Source organism: Ruegeria sp. HKCCSP346, from assembly GCF_017872595.1.
Lineage (GTDB): Bacteria > Pseudomonadota > Alphaproteobacteria > Rhodobacterales > Rhodobacteraceae > Ruegeria.
This window is the reverse complement of record NZ_JAEDOT010000001.1, coordinates 111,026-131,250: the sequence shown is the minus strand read 5'-3', so window position 1 is coordinate 131,250 and position 20,225 is coordinate 111,026. Positions and strand designations below refer to the sequence as shown.

The following is a 20,225-nucleotide window of genomic DNA, read 5'->3' as shown; positions in this document are numbered from 1 at the left end:
AAGTCTGGCACACAGGTCAGAGCAAGATACCGGAGACGCGTTGATGAAAGCCTTCATTCCCCTGCTCTGCCTGATCGCGTTGCCCCTGTGGGCTCAGAATGCGCCCGAGGGCTGGGCCGTATACCCAACCCAGAAACCGTATGCGGAACTGGTTGACGCAACCAAAGCCGCGATCAAGGAAAACGGGCTGATCGTCGTGACTCAGGCGGGCCCGACCAAAGCGGCGGCAGCACGTGGGATATCGATTCCCGGAAATCGCGTGATCGGCGCTTTCAACAATGACTACGCCGTGCGGGTTCTGGAAACCTCGGTCCACGCGATGATCGAGGCCCCGATCCGGTTTTACGTTACCGAGAACAAAGACGGGACGGCGAACCTGTCGTATAAAACCCCCAGTTTCGTCTTTGCGCCCTACGCCTCGGAAGGCGGTCAGAACCTGATGGATATTGCAGCAGAGCTTGACTCGACGTTTCAATCGATCGCTGAACGCGCAGTCAAATAGTCACACTGGCGTGAACCGCCTTGCGTCCGGGAACGTCCTCCGCAATCTGCTTGAAACGGTTCTATCGGAGCATGACTGATGCAAGACCCCTCGCCCCGCGCTGCGGATATTCTGGCCCAACGCTTATATGAAGCGGGGTGCCGACACGCATTCGGGATGCCGGGGGGCGAGGTTCTGACGCTGGTCGATGCGCTGGAAAAGGCTGGGATCACCTTTCATCTGACCAAGCACGAAAACTCTGCCGGGTTCATGGCCGAGGCCGTTCATCATCGCGACGGTGCACCTGCGATTCTGGTGGCCACTCTAGGTCCGGGCGCAATGAACGGGATCAATGTGGTAGCGAACGCTTTGCAGGATCGTGTGCCGATGGTCGTTCTGACCGGATGCGTCGATGCGGACGAAGCGTTGACCTATACCCATCAGGTCATGGATCACAGCCGGGTTTATCGCTCGATCACCAAAGGCACTTATACGCTGACAGCCAAAGGCGCGGATATCATTGCCGACAAGGCGGTGTCGCTGGCCATGCAGCCACGACCCGGCCCGGTTCATATCGATGTCCCGATCTCGGTTGCCGACACGCCTGTTAACGGCGTGAAACGCCGCCGGCTGGCCAAGGTCGCGCCGGTCAGCCCCGGTGGGGAATGCCTTGAGAAGGCCCGCCGCTGGGTGGCCGAGGCCGAACGCCCCATCGCCATCATCGGTCTGGATGTCCTCTATGACGACTCGCGCAGTGTCGTGCAGGCGTTCCTGGAGCATTTTGGCATTCCTTTCGTGACGACCTACAAGGCCAAAGGCGTCGTGCCCGAGGATCACGCGCTGTGTCTGGGCGGCGCGGGGCTGTCGCCGCTGGCTGACAAGCATCTTGTGCCTCTGATCGAACAATCGGATCTGGTATTGTGCCTGGGATATGACCCGATCGAAATGCGCCCCGGCTGGCGTGAGATCTGGGATCCGGAAGAAAAGCGCGTCATCGATATCTCTGCCGTGGTCAACGACCACTACATGCATCAGGCTGGATTGAACCTTGTTGCCCACACGGGCGAAACATTGGAGGCAATAGCCAAAGGCAACCCGGCCCGTGAAACATGGCCGGGCAACGAACCCGCGCAGGTCAAAGCCGCGCTGGCAAAGGCCTTCCCCACCGATGAAAGCTGGGGGCCCGCTGCCGTCATTGCCGAAACCCGCGCTGTCCTGCCGCCTGAAACACTGGCCACGGCCGACAGCGGTGCACACCGCATTCTGCTGAGCCAGATGTGGGCGTGCAGCGAAGAACGCGGGCTGATCCAGTCCTCGGCGTTGTGCACGATGGGATGCGCCGTACCCATGGCCATTGGCCTGAAACTGGCCGAACCCGACCGCCCGGTGATCAGCTTCTCGGGGGATGCGGGGTTCCTGATGGTTGCGGGCGAGTTGTCGACAGCGGCTGAAATGGGCGGCAACCCGATTTTTCTGGTCTTCGTGGATGCCAGCCTTGCCCTGATCGAGCTGAAACAACGTCAGCGACAGATGCGCAACACGGGCGTGGATTTCGGCCATCATGATTTTGCTGCCATGGGCCGGGCCTTTGGCGGCAATGGCCATACGGTTCGTAACAGGACAGAGTTGCGCGCCGCACTGGAAGCTGCTGTAAAGGCTGAGACATTTACGGTGATTGCTGCTGAAGTTGAGCGTGGAGGCTATGATGGCCGCATCTGAAGGCCCGTTGAAGGGTGTCAAGGTTCTGGACCTTAGCCGGATCCTGGCAGGCCCAACATGCACGCAGCTTCTGGGCGATCTGGGCGCAAGCGTCATCAAGATCGAAAACCCGGCAACCGGTGGCGATGACACGCGGCAATGGGGCCCGCCCTACGTAAGCGATGCCCAGGGCAACCGCTCGGATCTGAGCGCCTATTTCATGTCTGCCAACCGCAACAAGAAATCCGTGGCGCTGGATATCTCCTCGGCCGAGGGTCAGGCGGAAATCAGACGCTTGGCGTCACATGCGGACATCCTGATCGAGAACTTCAAACCGGGCGGGCTGACCAAATACGGGCTGGACTATGCCACCCTGTCGCAAGAGTTTCCAAGCCTCGTGTACTGTTCAATCTCGGGCTATGGTCAAACCGGCCCGAATGCCAGCAAGCCCGGCTATGACCTGATGGCGCAGGGCTATGGCGGGATCATGTCGCTGACCGGCGACCCCGAGGGCGCGCCCATGAAAGTGGGTGTTGGCATTGCTGACGTGATGTGCGGGATGTATGCAACCGTGGGTATCCTGGCCGCGCTGCGCCACCGCGACTTGACCGGCGAGGGCCAGCAGATCGATCTGGCGCTGGTGGATTCTCAGATCGCCTGGCTGATCAATGAAGGCGTCAACTATCTGACGTCAGGCAATGTTCCGCAACGACGCGGAAACGGGCACCCCAACATCGTTCCTTATGACGTCTACGAAACCGCCGATGGGCACGTGATTCTCGCGGTTGGAAACGACGGCCAATTCAGAAAACTCTGCAACTTCATCAATGCTCCTGAACTGGCAGACGATCCGAGATTTGCGACCAACCCGGCCCGTCTGGAACATCGTGATGCGCTGAATTCAATTCTTCGCCCCGCAGTGAAGGCGCTGGACACCCACACCGTCATTTCCGGTCTGGAGGCTGTCAAAGTGCCCGTCGGCCCGGTGCAGACGCTGGATCAGGTGTTCAACACGGAACAAGTGGCCGCAAGACAGATGCAGATTGCCATGCAGGCCCAGCCGGGTCAGGTCAACCTGATCGGGAATCCTCTGAACCTGTCTCGGACACCTGTAACATATCGTAACGCCCCACCGGTCTGCGGGGCCGATACTGAGGCTGTTCTGAGCGCCGAAAACCCGTTCGAGGATTGAAATACTTGCACATCTAGGCGACAAGTCGCTGAAACATGCCCTTGAATCGGCGGTTTTTTTCATCTTTTTCGCACACGTCATTTCACCAATTCGAGAGCAGCGTCGATACTGTTACGTCCCTCTCGCACACTCTGGTACATCGAACAGTGTCAAATATCTCAATCAGATTGGACCCAAGTATGAAACAAGACGTTTTCGGACAGATGAACACCCTGACCCAGCCGGCGGCAGTCGAAGCGTGGAATGGTGTTCTGCTTGGGTTCATGGCTCATGCCGCTGTCACGCCCCAGCACTTGGGCAAAGTGCTGGAACTCGAGCCCGACTTCGCGCTGGGTCAAGCGGTCAAAGGTCTGTTCATGGCTCTGCTTGGGCGGCGCGAGATGATGGCGGTTGCTGTCGAAGCGCTGGCTGCTGCCAACGCAGCGATGGAACGTCAACCTGTAACTGAACGCGAACGTCTCTACGTGGATGCGCTGGCCTTGTATCTGGCCGGACAACAGGCACAGGCGGTTCAGAAATTTGAAGCGATTCTGCGTGACCATCCGCAGGACACCCTGGCGATGAAACTAAGCCATGCGACCCGCTTCGTTCTGGGTGATGCAAACGGGATGCGCCGCTCGATCGAGCGTGTGATGCCCGCTTATGAGCCGGACCACCCCGGGCGCGGCTATCTGCTGGGCTGTCATTCTTTCGCGCTGGAAGAAACAGGCGCTTATGAAAAGGCCGAAATCGCGGGCCGTCAGGCGCTGTGGATGGTGTCCGATGATGCCTGGGGCCTGCACGCGGTGGCCCATGTCCACGAAATGACGGGCAATGCGCAGCTGGGCCTTGACTGGCTGGCCGGTCGCGAGGTGGCCTGGGCCCACTGCAACAACTTCCGTTACCACGTGTGGTGGCACAAGGCACTGATGCATCTGGATCTGGGTCAGGTCGATCAGGTGATCGAACTGTATGACAACCATATCCGCAAGGACAAAACCGACGATTATCGTGACATTTCAAACGGCACTTCACTGTTGATGCGGCTTGAACTTGAGGGGGTAAATGTTGGAAATCGCTGGGAAGAGCTGGCTGACCTGAGTGCCGCACGAACGGAAGACGGCTGCCTGATCTTTGCGGATCTGCATTATCTGCTGGCGCTTACCGGTGACAATCGCGCTGATGCCACGGCCAAGATGCTGAACCGCATGAACAAGGATGCGGCCCGCGCCGACGACGACACCACCTGCCGCATGGCAGACCCCGGTATCGCTGCGGCCATGGGCCTGGAGGCCTTTGGCGACGGCCACTATGGAACCGCCTTTGATCATCTGCTCGCGGCGCGCGATTCCATGCAACTGGCCGGTGGCAGCCACGCGCAACGTGATGTATTTGAACGCATTACCATTGATTCCGGCCTGCGCGCGGGTCGCCTGGACGCGGTGGAACGCATTCTGGATGACCGTCGCGCCAAGCGCGCCGGGGGCGAAGACAATTATGCCATCGCGCGTCGCGCCCTGATCGACGCGGCCCGCGACAGCGGTGACGTCCAAAGCGTCCCCGCCGAATAACAAGAAGACCAAGAAGGACAGAAAACGTATGGCGACCATATCGCCCGCTTCTGATTTTGTACCCGCTGCGGCCCCGGCCGCGGCCCCCACCAGTGCGCGGGATCCGCGTCTGGATTTCTATCGCGGCATCGCGATGTTCATCATCCTGATCGCCCATATTCCCAACGACCCCTGGGCAAAGTGGATTCCTGCCCGCTTTGGGTACTCGGACGCTACCGAGATTTTTGTGTTCTGCTCGGGCATGGCCTCGGCCATTGCGTTTGGCGGGGCATTTCTGCGCAAGGGATGGTGGATGGGCACCGCCCGAGTGGCCTACCGCATCTGGCAGGTCTATTGGGCGCATATTGCCCTGTTCTTCTTTGTTGCAATGACAATGGCCGCGTTGGATCAGACCGGCGCGTTCGAGAAAACCTATGTCTCGTCGTTGAACCTTCAGCATTTCTTCAATGACCCGGCCCCGCAAATGGTCGGGATTTTCACACTGACCTATGTGCCGAACTACTTCGATATCCTGCCGATGTATCTGGTCGTACTGGCGCTTATGCCGCTTTACATGGCGCTCTATCGAGTCAGTTTCTGGCTGATGGCGGCAGTTTGCGTGGCCATCTGGTTCGTCGCGCAAACCGGCGCGCTTGCCCTTCCCGCTGAACCCTGGTCCCAGCGCCAGTGGTTCTTCAACCCCTTCGGATGGCAATTGCTGTTTTTCACCGGCTTCGCCTTCATGCGCGGTTGGATTCCGGCCCCGCCCGTGTCGAAATCCTTGATCTGGGTGGCGATTGCCTTTGTCGTGTTGTCAGCCCCGTTCGGGTCATGGAAAGTCTTCACCTGGATCAACACGGCTGCACCCGAGCTTGGCGCAGTGATCCGCAAGGGCTGGCCCCTGACCGAAGAGCTGCGTGGCAAAACCGAGTTCGGCCTTCTTCGATATGTCCACTTTCTGTCGCTGGCCTATCTGGGATGGGTTGCAGCGGGCGAACACGGCCACCGCCTGATCGCGACGGGTCATGGTCTGGGCGCACGTATCTGGCAATTCCTGCTGGCCGTCGTCACCAAGGTCGGCCAGCAATCGCTTGCCGTATTTGTGTTTTCCATGGCTGCGGCACGGCTGATCGGTGTCGCGCTGGATCAGGCTGGGCGGGATGTCGCCACTGTCTTCGTCGCCAACATTATTGGGTTTGCGATGATCATCGGCGTTGCCTATCTGGCAGCTTGGTTCAAGTCACAACCCTGGAAGTCGAAGAAATGAATTTTACCCGTCGCGCATTCCTCGTCTCGACGACTGCTTTGGCCTTCGCTCCATCCGCTTATGCGACGAGCGGTGAGACGCCTTTTGACCGCGACTATGTAATCGAGGTGGCCCGCGATCTGGCCAGCCGCCCCTATGTGGAACGCGAGATGGTACCGCAGGAATGGCAGGATCTGACCTATCAGCAGTACCGTTCCATCCGGTTCCGGCTTGACCGGGCGCTGTGGTATGAAACCGAGACGCCCTTCAACGTGGATTTCTTCACCCCCGGCCTTTATTTCCCGCGCACCGTCAAGGTGGAAACGGTCGAGAACGGCATGACCAAGCCGGTCGCCTTCGATCTGGAAATGTTCGACAAGTCCGAAGACGTGCCGCAACTGCCGATCGATGACACGCTGGGCTTCTCGGGCCTGCGCCTGCGCACTGAAATGCACCGCCCCGGCAAGACAGATGAATTCTGCGTCTGGCAGGGGGCCAGCTATTTCCGCGCCATTGGCCTGCACGAGGTTTACGGACTGTCCGCGCGGGGTCTGGCGTTGAAAACCGGCGATCCGGACGGCGAGGAATTTCCCGAATTCATCCGTTTCTGGCTGGAACGTCCCGAACCGGGCCAACGCAACATGGTCGTGCATGCATTGTTGGACAGCCCCAGCGTGACCGGCGCCTATCGTTTCAACGTCACGGCGGGCGCGGATTGCATCATGGATGTCGAGGCAACGCTGTTCCCGCGCGAAGACCTGCCCCACGTAGGGATCGCTCCGGGTACTTCGATGTTCCTGTTCGACCAGACCAACCACAGCCGGTTCGACGATTTCCGCCCTGCTGTGCACGACAGCGACGGGTTGATGATCCGCAATGGCGCGGGCGAGGTCCTGTGGCGTCCGTTGGCCAATCCGACCCGATTGCAGGTCTCATCCTTCGTCGATACAAACCCACGCGGGTTTGGTCTGATGCAGCGCAAACGAGAGTTTTCGGACTACGCCGATCTCGAGGCCAATTACCACAAGCGCCCGGGCCTGTGGGTCGAGCCCCAAGAAGACTGGGGCAAAGGCTCGGTCACGCTGGTCGAGATCCCGGCAGATCAGGAAATCTATGACAACATCGTCGCCTATTGGAGGCCCGCTGAACCCTATGCGGCAGGCAGTCAGGTTGATCTGTCCTATCGCCTGATCTGGGGGGAAGAACCCCAGCGCAAACCGATGCCGCGCGTGATCAACACCGCGATGGGCGAGAACACCTTTGGCGAAGGCCGGCTGGCCATCATCGATTTTGAAGACAGCGAACTGTTCGAGGACCTGGGCGCAATCACGGTCTTTGTGGATTCGCCACATGCGGAAACTTCGGAAGGCGTCTTGCAGCGCAACCCGGATACCGGCGGTCCACGGCTGGCGTTTTCATTCCAGCCCGGCGAACGCAACCATGTCGAGTTGCGCGCACAATTGTTGAAAGACAAACAGCCTGCCTCGGAAGTCTGGCTGTACCGTTGGACCACATGAGCCGCGATCTGCATATCATGCCGCCCGAGGCCCCTCTGGCGATGCCTGCGCAGAACTTCAGCGCACGGTTCCGGGATGCCGATGCGCCTTCCGGTCAGCACAAATCCTCTGCCGGTTTCTGGCGCGCGCTGGCTTTTTCGCCCGCGATGGCCGCCACTCTGGCCTTGCTGTGGGTCATGAGTGACTGGTTTGACGCGGAAGGCATCAACGTGGTCGAAGCCATCCTTTTGACCTTGATTTCGTTCAACTTCTTCTGGATTTCCTTCACCGTCTGCACTGTTTTGCTGGGCATGGTGTCGCTGGCGAAACAGGAACGGCCCGAGCGTCGGACCGCGGCGCAACCCCTGCGGGTGGCCCTGCTGACCCCGGTCTACAATGAAGTCCCCTGGAACGTGTTGGGCAATGCCCGCACCATGCTGGAGGATCTTCAGGCGCGCGGCGGTAAACACCACTATGCCATGTTCATTCTGTCGGACACGCGCGATCCCGAGATTGCGGCGCAGGAACAGGCCAGCGTCGAAGCACTGCGCACCACCCTGGCACCCGGGCTTGAGCTGTATTATCGCCGCCGCGAACAGAATACCGACCGCAAAGTTGGCAACATCGCCGACTGGGTCAGCCGTTGGGGCGCGGATTGGGATGCCATGCTGGTGCTGGATGCCGACAGCCTGATGACCGGGCGCGCAATCCATCGCCTGACTGATGCACTGGCATGCGATCCGGGTGCGGGCTTGATTCAAAGCTATCCGCAGCTGATCGGCGCACAGTCAGTCTTTGCCCGGATGCAGCAATTTGCAAATGGTGTCTATGGCATCGCCTTTGCCGAAGGTCTGGCCCGTTGGTGCGGGCAAGAAGGCAACTATTGGGGCCATAACGCGATTATCCGCACCAAGGCCTTTGCCACCAGCGCCGGCCTGCCCAAGCTGCGTTCGCTCAGCGGTCAGGACAAGCTGATCATGAGCCACGATTTCGTCGAGGCCGGCCTGCTGCGCCGCGCCGGATGGGCCGTGCGATTTCTGCCGCGTATTCGCGGGTCATATGAAGAAACACCGCCGACCCTCATCGATCACGCCATGCGGGACCGCCGCTGGTGTCAGGGTAACTTGCAACACCTGAAATTGCTGGGTTCTTCCGGATTCCGTGCCGTATCGCGATTCCACATGTTCCACGGCGCGGTCGGCTATCTGATGTCCCCGTTGTGGTTTGCACTATTGTTGATGTGGGCGCTGATCGGTCAGGGTCAGGATGCCTCTGTCCTGCATTATTTCAGCCCCGACAATCCTCTGTTCCCACAATGGCCCGAGATGTCGGAAACCCGTCACGTGCTGATCATTCTGGTCATGTACGCGATGCTGTTGGCCCCCAAGGTTCTGGGCGTTCTGGCCCTGCCGTTGAGCGGTGTACGCTACGCGGATTTCGGTGGCGGGCGCAAATTCCTTGCCTCTTTCCTGGCCGAGGTTCTGTTGTCGATCCTTTACGCTCCGATCCTGATGGTGCAACAGATGATCGCTGTGTTCCGTACGGCTTTTGGCATTCAGCGCGGCTGGTCGCCTCAGGCCCGCGACGGTGGCACCTATGGTCTGCGAACGCTGATCCTGTGCCATGCGCTGGAAACCGTAAGCGGAGTGGCGCTGAGCGTCGGTATCCTGTCCGGTCTGGTGTCGGTCTGGCTGGCCCCGATCGCCATCAGCCTTGCGCTGGCTATCCCGTTGTCCGCGCTCAGCGGTGTCTCGGCAGGTGCCGCGCGCAAGATGGTCGGAATGCGGGAAGACTTCAGCGAACCCGCCATTACCCGGTCAGCGCGCCGCTATCGCGATGAACTGAAGCGACTGGTCGAAGGCAAAGGCAACATGACCCCGGCCGAGTGATCAACTGCCGGGAAGCCCTTCGTACCAATCGATTATCATGTCGGCCCAGCCCGCGGGAACGGTGTGCCCTCCGGGGAACAGAGCAAATTCCAGCGCACTGCCTTCGGCACAGGTGGTCCAGCGGCGGCGCATGAAATCACCCGTCGCGCTGAACCCGGTCGGTTTGTGATCGACACAACCGTTCGCATCGCGCCAGATTTCGAGACCCGCATAGATATCACCCTGCTGAAAGCGTCCTCCGCCCAGCAAGCGCCCTTCCAGCGGCACCACATTGTCGGTCCAGCCATGCGTATGGAACATACGGATCGGACCATTGCAGGTTTCAGGGTGCGGGCGCCAGAAACCACCGGACACCGGGACATAGGCCGAAAACGTATCGGGGCTCTCGCAGGCCAGATAGTTGACCATGAAAGCTCCGGCGGAAAACCCGCCCAGCAGGACACGGTCAGTGTCGATGCCAAACCGCCGTGCCGCGTCTTGCACCGCTTCGGTCAGAAAGGCGGCTTCGTCCCGCTCACCAAAACCGGGATAGAAATTCCAGCTTTTGGTGCCGCCCCGGTCGGGCCTTTCCAACCCCTCAGGGGCCATCACCGCATAGCCGCGCTCCAACAGCGGTTCGACCATCCCGCGATTGCGCATCGTGCCCGACCCGCTGCCGCCATACCCATGCAGGAACACCACCATTGGCGCATTGTCCGCGTCGGGCAGTTCGATGTGATAGGCACCCATGGGTGTCTCACAGGTATCCTCTTGACCGGCACACCCCGCGAAAGCGGTCTGCCCGGTCACTGCCAAGGCCAACGCCAGACTGAATTCCCGGATCATCCTGCATCCTCATCATATTTGCGCACCGGCAATCCGGCCCGAACCCATCCCGGCCCTGCGGCCGAACCCAACATACCCTCGGGCACGTCGATCACATTGGTGAATCCAGCTTCGATCAGGCGGTTGCTCAGGCCTGCCGAGCGCACGCCGCGCGCGCAAATCAAGGCCACCGGGGTCGCCGGATCGCCGCCAGCCAATTCCGTCAGTGCTTTGACAAAATCCTCGCGCCGCATGTCCAGCGGCACGGCACCTTCGCCTATGCCCGATGCGCGCCATTCACGCGGCGTGCGGATATCGATCAACAGAACGTTTCCCTTCGAGGCCTGCTCATGGGCCTCAGCAACCGTTATCCGGCCGCCGTCGTGGTCTTCGGGGATCAAACGGTATTCCCTGATCGCAAACCCGCCTGCAATCGCCGCGCATGCGCCGATCAACATCCATCTTCGGGCTCGGTTCACTTTCTCGGCCAAGCTTCAGCCTCCTGTTCGCTGACATGTGTTCTATCACAGATGGTCTGAAACGGGGGCGTTGAAAAACCCGGCCCGCATCAAGATCACGTCATTTTTTCGAATCCTTGCAGAGTTTTTGATGGGGCCAATAGGACTCTGTAAAAAAGTTACAATATCTGGACAGTCGGGAAAATATCCTTACAAAATTGGCTTCACACTGACCGCCCAGACCGGAGTATCGCACTTGTCCCTATTCCTTATCGCGGCCCTTCCCTTCCTCGGCGCTGTTTTTCCTGCCCTGCTGATCCGGGCAGGTCGGAACGCAGCCGCCTCCGCCGCCGGGTTAACCACATTCCTGGCCCTGATGGGCCTGTTGATCCATGTCCCTGCGGTGATGCGCGGAGACGTCGTGACCGCCCGGTTCGACTGGATACCGGGGCTGGGGCTGAACGCGAACTTCATGCTGGACGGCCTGGGATTTTTGTTCGCGTTGCTGATCCTCGTCATTGGATTGCTCATCATTCTCTACGCACGGTTCTACCTGTCGCGCGAAGATCCGATGGGGCAGTTCTATACCTACCTGCTGCTGTTTCAGGGGGCGATGGTTGGTATTGTCCTGTCCGACAATATCCTGCTTTTGATTGTTTTCTGGGAGCTTACATCGCTCAGCTCATTCCTGCTGATCGGCTATTGGAAGCACCTTCCCGAAGGTCGGCAGGGCGCGCGCATGGCCTTGGCCGTCACCGGCTCTGGCGGCTTGGCGATGATCGCCGGGATGCTGATCCTCGGCAATATCGTGGGGTCTTACGATCTCAGCGTCATTTTGCAGAACAAAGAACTGATCCAGGCCTCACCCTACTACATGCCTGCGCTGATCCTGATCCTGCTGGGCTGTTTTACCAAGTCGGCGCAGTTCCCGTTTCATTTCTGGCTGCCGCACGCCATGGCCGCGCCGACACCGGTTTCGGCCTATCTGCACTCTGCCACCATGGTGAAAGCGGGCCTGTTCCTGATGGCACGGATGTGGCCGGTTCTGGCAGGCACGGATGCGTGGTTCTATATCGTCGCCACGACGGGGCTGGTCACCATGCTGATTGGCGCGTCTATCGCGTTGTTCAAGGACGACCTTAAGGCGCTGCTGGCGTTTTCGACCGTTTCGCATTTGGGCCTCATCACCATGCTGCTGGGCTTTGGCACAAAGATTGCAGCCGTCGCTGCCGTGTTTCACATCATCAACCATGCAACGTTTAAAGCCGCCTTGTTCATGACCGCCGGGATCGTGGATCACGAAACCGGCACACGCGATATCAAAAGACTGGGCGGTTTGCGCCACCTGATGCCGATCACCTTCACCATTGGCACGATTGCCGCCCTCTCGATGGCCGGGCTGCCGCCTCTGAACGGTTTCCTGTCCAAAGAAATGATGCTTGAGGAAACCGTGCACACCACATGGATGCACTCTCATTACCTGGTGCCGGGGCTGGCGCTGTTGGCTGCGTTGTTCTCGGCCGCGTATTCCTTCCGCTTCGTCAGCCACGTCTTTCTTGGACCTCAGCGGGAAGATTATCCGGCACATCCGCATGATCCGCCCGTTGGGTTGTGGATTGCGCCCGCTTTCCTGGTCGTACTTGTCATTCTGATCGGCCTTTATTCCGCGACCATTGTCGGCCCATTGGTCGCAGTAGTGTCCAGCGCGGTGATCGGCGGCGAGAAGCTTCCGTATTACTCGCTGAAACTCTGGCATGGCTTCACACCGGCGCTTTACATGTCGGTCGTGGCCACGCTGGGCGGTCTATTCCTGCTGGCGTTGCACAGACGAGGTGAGCGGATCTGGAACGCCCTGCCCCGCCCCGAAGCCAAGCAGATCTTTGAAACAATAATAGAAGCGCTGACCAGGCTGAGCCGCTGGATCACCGATGAGATGCACAACGGGGTCCTCAGCCGCTATGCGATCATCTTTGTCGCCTTTACCGTTGGCCTGGGCTATTATGCGTATTCGACCGGAACCATCGGCATTGAAACCCGCGTTCCGCTACCGGCTCAGATCATTCCGATCATTGGCTGGATCTGCCTTGTGGGTGCGACGCTGGGCATTATGTGGTTCCACCGTAATCGTCTTTTGTCACTGGTATTGATCGGTGTCGTCGGCCTGATCGTTTCGATTGCCTTTAACTATCTCTCGGCCCCGGACCTTGCCTTGACGCAAATCTCGGTCGAGGTGGTGACAATGATCCTTTTGTTGCTGTCGCTGAACTTCCTGCCGACCGAAACGCCCTGGGACAGTTCAGCGGCGCGGCGCTGGCGGGACGCGGCGATTTCTGTGGTCGCGGGCCTTGGCACCGGTGCGTTGATCTACGCGATGATGATGCGCGATTTCGCGTTCCCGACGATTTCAGAGTTCCATCTGGCCAATTCCTACAAAGGCGGCGGCGGCACCAATGTGGTCAATGTGATCCTCGTCGACTTCCGGGGTTTTGATACCTTTGGCGAAATCATCGTTCTGGGCATCGCCGCGCTGATCATCTTTGCACTGACGGAATCCGTTCTCGGGACAAATGTCCGCAGCTATCTGCTGAACCGCAAACCGCATTGGCCGCAATCCGGGGATTCGCATCCGCTGATGATGGTTGTGGTCACCCGCGTCATGATGCCGATCGCACTGATGGTCGGGGCGTACATCTTCTTCCGCGGGCACAACCAGCCCGGCGGAGGCTTTATTGCCGGCCTGATCGTCGCCATCGCTTATCTGATGCAATACATGGCCAGCGGCTATACCTGGGCCATCGAGCGGCAGAGGTTCTATTACCACGGCACCATCGGCTGGGGTGTTCTGATCGCCGCGGCAACCGGGTTGGGCGCGTGGTTCAACGAACGCCCCTTCCTGACCAGCGATTTCGGCTACATCAACTGGCCTCCGCTTGAGGAATTCGAATGGGCCACCGCCATGCTGTTTGATACAGGCGTATTCCTGGCGGTTCTGGGTGCGGTCATGCTGGCATTGGACAGCCTGTCCCGCTTTGCGTGGCAACCGGGGATGGCACAGGAATTCCCGATGGATATCAATCCCCTGCGAGACAACCCACCGGAAGAGCAACAAGAGAAGGAGCAGGCTTGATGGAAGCGCTCGTAGCCTCTGCCGTCGGTATCATGACCGCTGCCGGGATCTTCCTGATCCTGCGCCGCCGGACGTTTCCGGTCATTCTGGGCCTGTCTCTGATCACATACGCGGTGAACGTTTTCCTGTTCGCGACCGGACGACTGGCGCTGAACGCGCCTGCGGTTCTGAACAAGTACAAGGACGTGCCCTATACCGACCCACTTCCACAGGCGTTGGTCCTGACGGCCATCGTGATCTCGTTCGGGATGACCGCCGTGATCGTGATGATCTCGCTCAGCGCATACCTGTCCGCCAAGAATGACCATATCGACATGACCGCCCAGGACAGTGTTGACGCGCCGGGAGATGACGCATGAACCACTGGATCGTTGCGCCGATCGTCCTGCCCGCGATTCTGGCCCCTTTCATCATCATGGTCCTGCGATACCATCTGGACTTGCAACGTATCTTCTCGGTCGCGGGTGTCGTGGCTTTGCTTGGGATTGCGCTGACAATCACGGCTCAGGCCTCGGGCGGGGACATTCAGGTGTACGAGCTTGGCGACTGGCCCGCCCCCTTTGGCATCGTTATGGTGCTGGATCGCATGTCCGCAATGATGGTTCTGCTGACCGCCCTGCTGGCCCTGCCGATCGTGCTTTATGCCATCGCCTCGGGCTGGGATGACCGGGGCAAGCATTTCCACGCGCTGTTTCATTTCCAGCTCATGGGCGTCTGTGGCGCCTTCCTGACCGGCGACGCCTTCAACCTTTTCGTGTTCTTCGAGGTGCTACTGATCGCGTCTTACGGCCTTATGACCCATGGCGGTGGCGCGGTACGGTTGAAAGCGGGTGTGCAGTATGTGGCGTATAACCTGTTGGGGTCGACCCTGTTTCTGTTTGCCCTTGGCACGATCTATGGCGTGACCGGAACGCTGAACATGGCGGACATCGCCGTGCGCGTTGCGGAGATCCCAGCCGAAGATACCGCATTGTTGCGGGTTGGTGCGGTGTTGTTGCTGCTGGTCTTCTGCATCAAGGCTGCCGTTCTGCCGCTGCACTTCTGGCTGCCCGCCAGCTATGCCAACGCCCCGCTGCCGGTTGCGGCCCTGTTTGCAATCATGACCAAGGTAGGAGCCTATTCGATCCTGCGAATGTACACTCTGGCCTTCGGTCCCGACGTCGAAGTCACGCAGGGTCTGGTTGGCGATTGGTTGCAACCCGCGGCGCTGCTGACGCTTGCTGTCGGCGCCGTCGGCATTTTGGGATCGCAGCATATTGCCCGCATGGTTGCCTTTTGCGCCATCGCGTCCATGGGTACTTTGCTGATCGCGATTTCACAGTTCACGCCCGGCGCGACGGCAGCCGCCCTTTATTACGTGTTCCATTCGACACTTGCGACCGCGTTGCTGTTCCTCATTGCTGACCTGATCATGGAACGGCAGGGAGGGGCCATAGCCCCCAAGCCGCCGATGCCGCAAAGCGGGTTGATTGCCGCCCTGTTCTTTGTCGGCGCCATCGCGATGGCTGGAATGCCGCCGTTGTCCGGCTTTGTTGGCAAGCTTTTGGTTCTGGACGCTTCGCGTGATGCATCCGATGCCACCTCGGTCTGGGCCGTTATCCTGATTGGATCATTCGTCACCATCGTCGGGTTGGCCCGTGCCGGGACGCTGATCTTCTGGAAAAGCTACGACGCTGAGGTTGTCACAACCGATGAAACCGCCGAAGGCGAAAACGCGTCTGCCGCCGCCGCCCCCGAACCGCAACCCGGCCTTGCTTTTACGGCTGTGTTCGGGGCCGTGGCAGGTCTGGTCCTGCTGACCCTGTTTGCGGGTCCGGCCCTGGAGTACACGAGCAAAACCGCAGAGCAGTTGTTTACCCCTGAAAACTACATTTCTGCCGTCTTGGGAAGGGAAGAGTGATGAAACTGCTGCGCCGAATTTTCCCGCACCCTCACCTGACGATTTTGCTGACGCTTGTCTGGATTCTGCTGGCGAACAAGCCTTCGCTGAATTCTTTGATCTTTGGCCTGATCCTCGGGATCATCATTCCATTCGTCACACAACCCTACTGGCCGGATCGTCCCAAACTTCGCAATTGGCCAATGGTTGTGGAATACATGCTGGTGGTGCTTTGGGATATCGTGGTTGCGAACGTGACGGTGGCCCGGATCATCCTGTTCAAACGCAATGACAACCGCCAGCCCAACTGGGTCTGTGTCCCGCTTGAGCTGCGCACACCCGAAGCGATCACGGTTCTTGCGGGCACCATCACGATGACTCCGGGCACCGTCAGTTGTGATTTGTCAGCTCAGGGGCATAATCTGCTGGTGCACTGTCTTGATGCCCCCGACCCCGAGGCCGTGCGGGACCAGATCAAACAGCGCTATGAACGTCGCCTGAAGGAGATTTTCGAATGATCGACTACGCGATTTATTTTGCATTTGCCTGTTTCGGTGCGGCGATCATGATGTGTCTGTGGCGTATCATCACCGCTGACGGGGTCGGCACCCGGGTTCTGGCCTTGGACACTATGGTAATCAACACAATCGCCCTGATGATCCTATATGGGTTGGATCAGGGGACCGAGATCTTTTTCGAGGCCGCCATGATCATTGCCATGCTCGGTTTTGTTTCCACCGTGGCCTATGCGCGCTTCATGTTGCGCGGCAACATTATCGAATGAGGGCGGGATGACATTCATCGTGGAACTGCTGATCGCCTTTTTCCTGATCGTCTCGGGTATCTTCGGCTTTGTCGGGTCTTTTGGCATGATCAAGCTGAATGACCCAATGTCCCGCCTGCACGCCCCGACCAAGGCAACGACCTTGGGGGTGGGCGGCGTGCTTCTGGCTTCGATCGTGCATTCTGTTCTTCTGGAAGGAAAGCTGTCCCTGCACGAGCTGCTGATCACTCTGTTCCTGTTCCTGACCGCTCCGATCACGGCCCTGTTCATTGCAAAATGGCACATACACCGGCATGAAAAACCCGAAGACCTGCCGGATGCCGGCGAGGATGAACTTTGGGCCACCCACGCCGTCGAGCAGGTCGAAGACGTTCCGGATCATAGCGCGAATTGAAACCGATGCATATTCCTCCGCTGCCCCTGACCCGCGATCTGGTTCTTGTTGGCGGAGGCCACACCCACGCGCTGCTGCTGCGCAAATGGGGGATGGACCCGTTGCCTGGGGCGCGTGTGACCGTGATAAACCCCGGCCCGACGGCCCCGTATTCCGGAATGCTGCCAGGCTATGTCGCCGGGCATTATGACCGGTGGCGGCTGGACATCGATCTGGTCAGACTGGCCCGCTTCGCAGGCGCACGCGTCATTCTGGGCGCGGTCGATGGAATCGATACCGAACGTCAGGAAATCCATGTTCCCGGGCGTCCTCCCGTGGGTTTCGATGTGGCATCGATCAATGTTGGGATCACTTCGGAGATGCCCGCAATGCCCGGCTTTGCGGAACATGCCGTACCGGCCAAACCACTGGGGCCATTCGCGGCAGAATGGGCTGCTTATCTGGCGGGCAACGGCCCTGCCTCGGTCGTCGTGATCGGCGGTGGAATCGCCGGGGTTGAACTGGTCATGGCGATGGCTCATGCGCTCAGGGCCAAGGGTCGGTCAGCGCAGGTTACGCTGATCGACAATGCCATTGCCTTGACGGCCACCAAACCCAAAGCGGCAGAGACGATCCGCCGTGCGATGCAGGATCTTGGTGTAGAGGTGATCGAAAACGCCGCGATCAGCCGGATCGCTTCGGATCACGTCGCTTTGCAGGATGGGCGCAAGATCCCGGCCGGTTTCGTGACAGGTGCGGCCGGAGCCCGCCCCTATGGCTGGATCGAAAAGACCGGGCTGGACCTTGAGGATGGCTTCATCCGGGTAAACAGCTACCTGCAATCCAGCGATCCCGTGGTTTTTGCCGCCGGTGATTGCGCCTATCTTACGGACAATCCCAGACCCAAAGCCGGTGTTTATGCAGTGCGCGAAGCACCGGTTCTGTTCGACAATCTGCGCGCGGCGCTGGGGGCTGGACGGATGCGCAAGTACGTCCCGCAGAAAGATTACCTGAAGCTGATTTCGCTGGGCGGCAAATCAGCGCTGGGCGAGCGGTTGGGGTTGTCCCACAGCGGAGCGATGATGTGGAAATGGAAGAACCACATCGACCAGACTTTCATGAACAAGTTCCGGGACCTGCCGCAGATGAAGCCCCCCGCGCTGCCGCGCGCACATGCCGCCGGGCTTGTCGAGGCGCTAGGCGAAAAACCGATGTGTGGCGGATGCGGTGCAAAGGTCGGGCGCGGAGCATTGCAGGTGGCGCTGAAATCGCAGCCCGATCCCGTTCGCCCGGATATCATCCCCCTGCCCGGCGACGACGCGGCTCTGCTTCAGACGGGCGGGGTTCGGCAGGTCATGACATCAGATCACCTGCGGGCTTTTACCAATGATCCCGCACTTATGGCGCGCATCGCCGCTGTACATGCCCTGGGGGATGTGTGGGCCATGGGGGCCGCACCTCAGGCGGCCACGGCAACGATCATCCTTCCGCGCATGTCTGCTGCCCTGCAACGCCGTACCATGTCGGAAATCATGTCGATCGCAGGAGACGTCATGCGGGACGCCGGTGCCGATATCGTGGGCGGGCACAGTTCCATGGGTGACGAGATGACAATCGGATTCACACTGACCGGCCTGTGCGACGGCGACCCGATAACACTGGCCGGCGGGCAACCGGGCGACTGTCTAATCCTGACCAAACCCATAGGAAGCGGCGTTCTTATGGCGGCCGAGATGGCAGGCCAGGCCAATGGTGCCTGGGTCGCCGCAGCCTACCGGCACATGGCGCAGCCGCAGGGAAAGGCGGCCCGCATATTGGCCGGGGCCCATGCGATGACCGACGTGACCGGGTTTGGTCTGGCCGGACATCTGCAAGGTATCTGCGACGCTTCCGGATGCGGGGCCACGATGGATCTGGATGCCGTGGAGTTGATGGATGGCGCGCAGGAACTGACGGACCGGGGTGTTCGATCAACCCTTTTTGCAGACAACCGGGCAATAGCACCTGCCCTGCCCGCCGAGGGCAAAGCCGCCCTGATTTTCGACCCGCAGACAGCGGGCGGCCTGCTGGCCGCAGTGGCGGCAAAGGATGCCGATACCGTCCTGGAAGACCTCAGGAACGCCGGATATCCGGCCATGGCAATCGGCGAGCTCACCGATGCACCGGGACTGCGCCTTCAGGACTGATCCAGCAGGGTTTCGATCCGGGTGGCCGCCTCGCTCAGGCCGGCATCGTTCAAAAGGGCGATCTCAATATCGGCCAGAACCTTGACGGAACGGAATCGCCGCGCCTTTGCGTATGCCGGGTCGTAATGCTGCTCCATCAGGGCCTGGGTCAGCACCTGTTTTTGACCTGCTTCGATCAGCTGCATCCAACCATCCACGACCTCGTGCCCGCGATGAAAGCGCAGCGGCGACAACCGGTCCCGCAAACGGTCGCCGTCAGACAGGATGTCGTCGTAGGCCTGAACGAGATAGGCGGCGCGCGCCTCGAGCGGAGCCGTGATGTTCACCCGTGGGGCTGAACACAAAGCGTTCCACAGGCTGGGCGGCAATATCAGGCTGCCGATCTTGGACGATTCCGCTTCGATGACGACCGGGCGCGCCGTATCCATCGCACAAAGCGCCCCTGCCAGGGCCGATTCAAAAGCTTTCTGGCTGGGCTGGCCGCCCGGTCTTTCCCCCAGCAGGGAACCCCGGTGATTGGCCAGTGCTTCGAGGTCAAGAACCTGCACTCCGCGTGACTGCAAAAGTGCCAGCAATTCTGTCTTGGCCGTTCCGGTATAGCCATCCAGCGCCACCAACCGATGCGGCAACGGATCATCGTACAAATACGCATTCACCAGCCTGCGGTAGGTGCGATAGCCGCCCTCGATTACATCCGCGCGCCAGCCGATTTGTTGCAGCATCCATGTGAACGACCCGGAACGCTGTCCGCCGCGCCAGCAATAGACCAGAGGGCGCCAGCTTCCTTCGTGGTGGCTTAGATGTTGCTCGATGTGGTTGGCCGCATTGCGGAACACCAGAGCGGCCCCGAGTTTACGCGCCAGAAACGGGCTTTCCTGTACATACATGGTCCCGACACGGGCGCGTTCCTCGTTGTTCAGAACCGGCAGGTTGATCGCGCCTGGCAGATGATCTTCAGCGAACTCTGCCGGGCTGCGCACATCGATGACCGTGTCAAAACCATGCGCATAAAGCTGTGTCAGATCAGAAAAGGTCAGGGCCATGCCGAAGGTCTAGCTTGCCGCGTTTGCAAAGAAAAGACCG

The 20,225-nt window shown here is 59.7% G+C and carries 17 protein-coding genes; 14 read left to right on the top strand and 3 right to left on the bottom strand.

Going from position 1 to position 20,225, the window contains the following annotated elements:
- The first annotated feature begins 43 nt into the window (after positions 1 to 43).
- From I9185_RS00680 to mdoH, 7 genes are all read left to right on the top strand, one after another.
- On the top strand, positions 44 to 502 hold the full coding sequence (locus tag I9185_RS00680) for a DUF302 domain-containing protein (protein ID WP_171613504.1): 459 nt from the start codon (positions 44 to 46) through the stop codon (positions 500 to 502).
- A gap of 78 nt (positions 503 to 580) precedes the next feature.
- Positions 581 to 2,200 (top strand): thiamine pyrophosphate-binding protein, encoded by a 1,620-nt coding sequence (locus I9185_RS00675; RefSeq protein WP_209547182.1) that lies wholly within the window; start codon positions 581 to 583, stop codon positions 2,198 to 2,200.
- Positions 2,187 to 3,371: a CaiB/BaiF CoA-transferase family protein gene (locus tag I9185_RS00670; RefSeq protein WP_209547179.1), complete on the top strand. Its 1,185-nt coding sequence runs from the start codon at positions 2,187 to 2,189 to the stop codon at positions 3,369 to 3,371. The genes I9185_RS00675 and I9185_RS00670 overlap by 14 nt, the downstream gene beginning before the upstream one ends.
- A gap of 179 nt (positions 3,372 to 3,550) precedes the next feature.
- The gene (locus tag I9185_RS00665; protein WP_209547176.1) at positions 3,551 to 4,921 is read left to right on the top strand and encodes a tetratricopeptide repeat protein; all 1,371 of its coding nucleotides are present in this window, start codon (positions 3,551 to 3,553) and stop codon (positions 4,919 to 4,921) included.
- 28 nt (positions 4,922 to 4,949) lie between these two features.
- Positions 4,950 to 6,167 (top strand): OpgC domain-containing protein, encoded by a 1,218-nt coding sequence (locus I9185_RS00660; RefSeq protein WP_209547174.1) that lies wholly within the window; start codon positions 4,950 to 4,952, stop codon positions 6,165 to 6,167.
- A complete protein-coding gene (locus I9185_RS00655) occupies positions 6,164 to 7,663 on the top strand; it encodes a glucan biosynthesis protein G (RefSeq protein ID WP_209547171.1) in 1,500 nt (499 codons plus the stop codon). Before I9185_RS00660 ends, I9185_RS00655 begins: the two co-directional genes overlap by 4 nt.
- Entirely contained in the window at positions 7,660 to 9,531 is a 1,872-nt protein-coding gene (gene mdoH / locus I9185_RS00650) for a glucans biosynthesis glucosyltransferase MdoH (RefSeq protein WP_209547168.1), read from the top strand. The genes I9185_RS00655 and mdoH overlap by 4 nt, the downstream gene beginning before the upstream one ends.
- On the opposite strand, the gene I9185_RS00645 is transcribed toward mdoH, so the two are convergent.
- Positions 9,532 to 10,356, bottom strand: a complete 825-nt coding sequence (locus I9185_RS00645; protein ID WP_209547165.1) for a PHB depolymerase family esterase — start codon at positions 10,354 to 10,356, stop codon at positions 9,532 to 9,534.
- Positions 10,353 to 10,826 carry a rhodanese-like domain-containing protein gene (locus I9185_RS00640; RefSeq protein ID WP_245223378.1) on the bottom strand — a complete coding sequence of 158 codons (474 nt, stop codon included), beginning with the start codon at positions 10,824 to 10,826 and terminating at the stop codon, positions 10,353 to 10,355. Before I9185_RS00640 ends, I9185_RS00645 begins: the two co-directional genes overlap by 4 nt.
- A 223-nt stretch (positions 10,827 to 11,049) precedes the next feature.
- Here I9185_RS00640 and I9185_RS00635 point away from each other — a divergent pair, with 223 nt between their 5' ends.
- From I9185_RS00635 to selD, 7 genes are read left to right on the top strand one after another with little or no spacing between them, the layout of a single operon-like run.
- Positions 11,050 to 13,920: a monovalent cation/H+ antiporter subunit A gene (locus tag I9185_RS00635; protein ID WP_209547162.1), complete on the top strand. Its 2,871-nt coding sequence runs from the start codon at positions 11,050 to 11,052 to the stop codon at positions 13,918 to 13,920.
- Positions 13,920 to 14,279 (top strand): Na+/H+ antiporter subunit C, encoded by a 360-nt coding sequence (locus tag I9185_RS00630; RefSeq protein WP_171633661.1) that lies wholly within the window; start codon positions 13,920 to 13,922, stop codon positions 14,277 to 14,279. The genes I9185_RS00635 and I9185_RS00630 overlap by 1 nt, the downstream gene beginning before the upstream one ends.
- Complete coding sequence (locus I9185_RS00625; RefSeq protein ID WP_209547159.1) at positions 14,276 to 15,820, top strand: monovalent cation/H+ antiporter subunit D; 1,545 nt, start codon at positions 14,276 to 14,278, stop codon at positions 15,818 to 15,820. Before I9185_RS00630 ends, I9185_RS00625 begins: the two co-directional genes overlap by 4 nt.
- Positions 15,820 to 16,317 (top strand): Na+/H+ antiporter subunit E, encoded by a 498-nt coding sequence (locus I9185_RS00620; protein WP_171633666.1) that lies wholly within the window; start codon positions 15,820 to 15,822, stop codon positions 16,315 to 16,317. Before I9185_RS00625 ends, I9185_RS00620 begins: the two co-directional genes overlap by 1 nt.
- Complete coding sequence (locus I9185_RS00615) at positions 16,314 to 16,583, top strand: K+/H+ antiporter subunit F (protein ID WP_152457439.1); 270 nt, start codon at positions 16,314 to 16,316, stop codon at positions 16,581 to 16,583. Before I9185_RS00620 ends, I9185_RS00615 begins: the two co-directional genes overlap by 4 nt.
- 7 nt (positions 16,584 to 16,590) lie before the next feature.
- Positions 16,591 to 16,977: a Na+/H+ antiporter subunit G gene (locus I9185_RS00610; protein WP_171633669.1), complete on the top strand. Its 387-nt coding sequence runs from the start codon at positions 16,591 to 16,593 to the stop codon at positions 16,975 to 16,977.
- Positions 16,978 to 16,982: 5 nt separating this feature from the next.
- Entirely contained in the window at positions 16,983 to 19,142 is a 2,160-nt protein-coding gene (selD, locus tag I9185_RS00605) for a selenide, water dikinase SelD (RefSeq protein WP_209547156.1), read from the top strand.
- Here the strand turns inward: selD and mnmH are convergent.
- Positions 19,133 to 20,185 carry a tRNA 2-selenouridine(34) synthase MnmH gene (gene mnmH / locus I9185_RS00600; RefSeq protein WP_209547153.1) on the bottom strand — a complete coding sequence of 351 codons (1,053 nt, stop codon included), beginning with the start codon at positions 20,183 to 20,185 and terminating at the stop codon, positions 19,133 to 19,135. The genes selD and mnmH overlap by 10 nt on opposite strands.
- Positions 20,186 to 20,225 lie beyond the last annotated feature (40 nt).

Bases quoted from the DNA above. Each gene is read 5' to 3' on its own strand.
- I9185_RS00680 (WP_171613504.1), top strand. From the start codon at position 44: ATGAAAGCCTTCATTCCCCTGCTCTGCCTGATCGCGTTGCCCCTGTGG.
- I9185_RS00675 (WP_209547182.1), top strand. From the start codon at position 581: ATGCAAGACCCCTCGCCCCGCGCTGCGGATATTCTGGCCCAACGCTTA.
- I9185_RS00670 (WP_209547179.1), top strand. From the start codon at position 2,187: ATGGCCGCATCTGAAGGCCCGTTGAAGGGTGTCAAGGTTCTGGACCTT.
- I9185_RS00665 (WP_209547176.1), top strand. From the start codon at position 3,551: ATGAAACAAGACGTTTTCGGACAGATGAACACCCTGACCCAGCCGGCG.
- I9185_RS00660 (WP_209547174.1), top strand. From the start codon at position 4,950: ATGGCGACCATATCGCCCGCTTCTGATTTTGTACCCGCTGCGGCCCCG.
- I9185_RS00655 (WP_209547171.1), top strand. From the start codon at position 6,164: ATGAATTTTACCCGTCGCGCATTCCTCGTCTCGACGACTGCTTTGGCC.
- mdoH (WP_209547168.1), top strand. From the start codon at position 7,660: ATGAGCCGCGATCTGCATATCATGCCGCCCGAGGCCCCTCTGGCGATG.
- I9185_RS00645 (WP_209547165.1), bottom strand. From the start codon at position 10,356: ATGATCCGGGAATTCAGTCTGGCGTTGGCCTTGGCAGTGACCGGGCAG.
- I9185_RS00630 (WP_171633661.1), top strand. From the start codon at position 13,920: ATGGAAGCGCTCGTAGCCTCTGCCGTCGGTATCATGACCGCTGCCGGG.
- I9185_RS00625 (WP_209547159.1), top strand. From the start codon at position 14,276: ATGAACCACTGGATCGTTGCGCCGATCGTCCTGCCCGCGATTCTGGCC.
- I9185_RS00620 (WP_171633666.1), top strand. From the start codon at position 15,820: ATGAAACTGCTGCGCCGAATTTTCCCGCACCCTCACCTGACGATTTTG.
- I9185_RS00615 (WP_152457439.1), top strand. From the start codon at position 16,314: ATGATCGACTACGCGATTTATTTTGCATTTGCCTGTTTCGGTGCGGCG.
- I9185_RS00610 (WP_171633669.1), top strand. From the start codon at position 16,591: ATGACATTCATCGTGGAACTGCTGATCGCCTTTTTCCTGATCGTCTCG.
- selD (WP_209547156.1), top strand. From the start codon at position 16,983: ATGCATATTCCTCCGCTGCCCCTGACCCGCGATCTGGTTCTTGTTGGC.
- mnmH (WP_209547153.1), bottom strand. From the start codon at position 20,185: ATGGCCCTGACCTTTTCTGATCTGACACAGCTTTATGCGCATGGTTTT.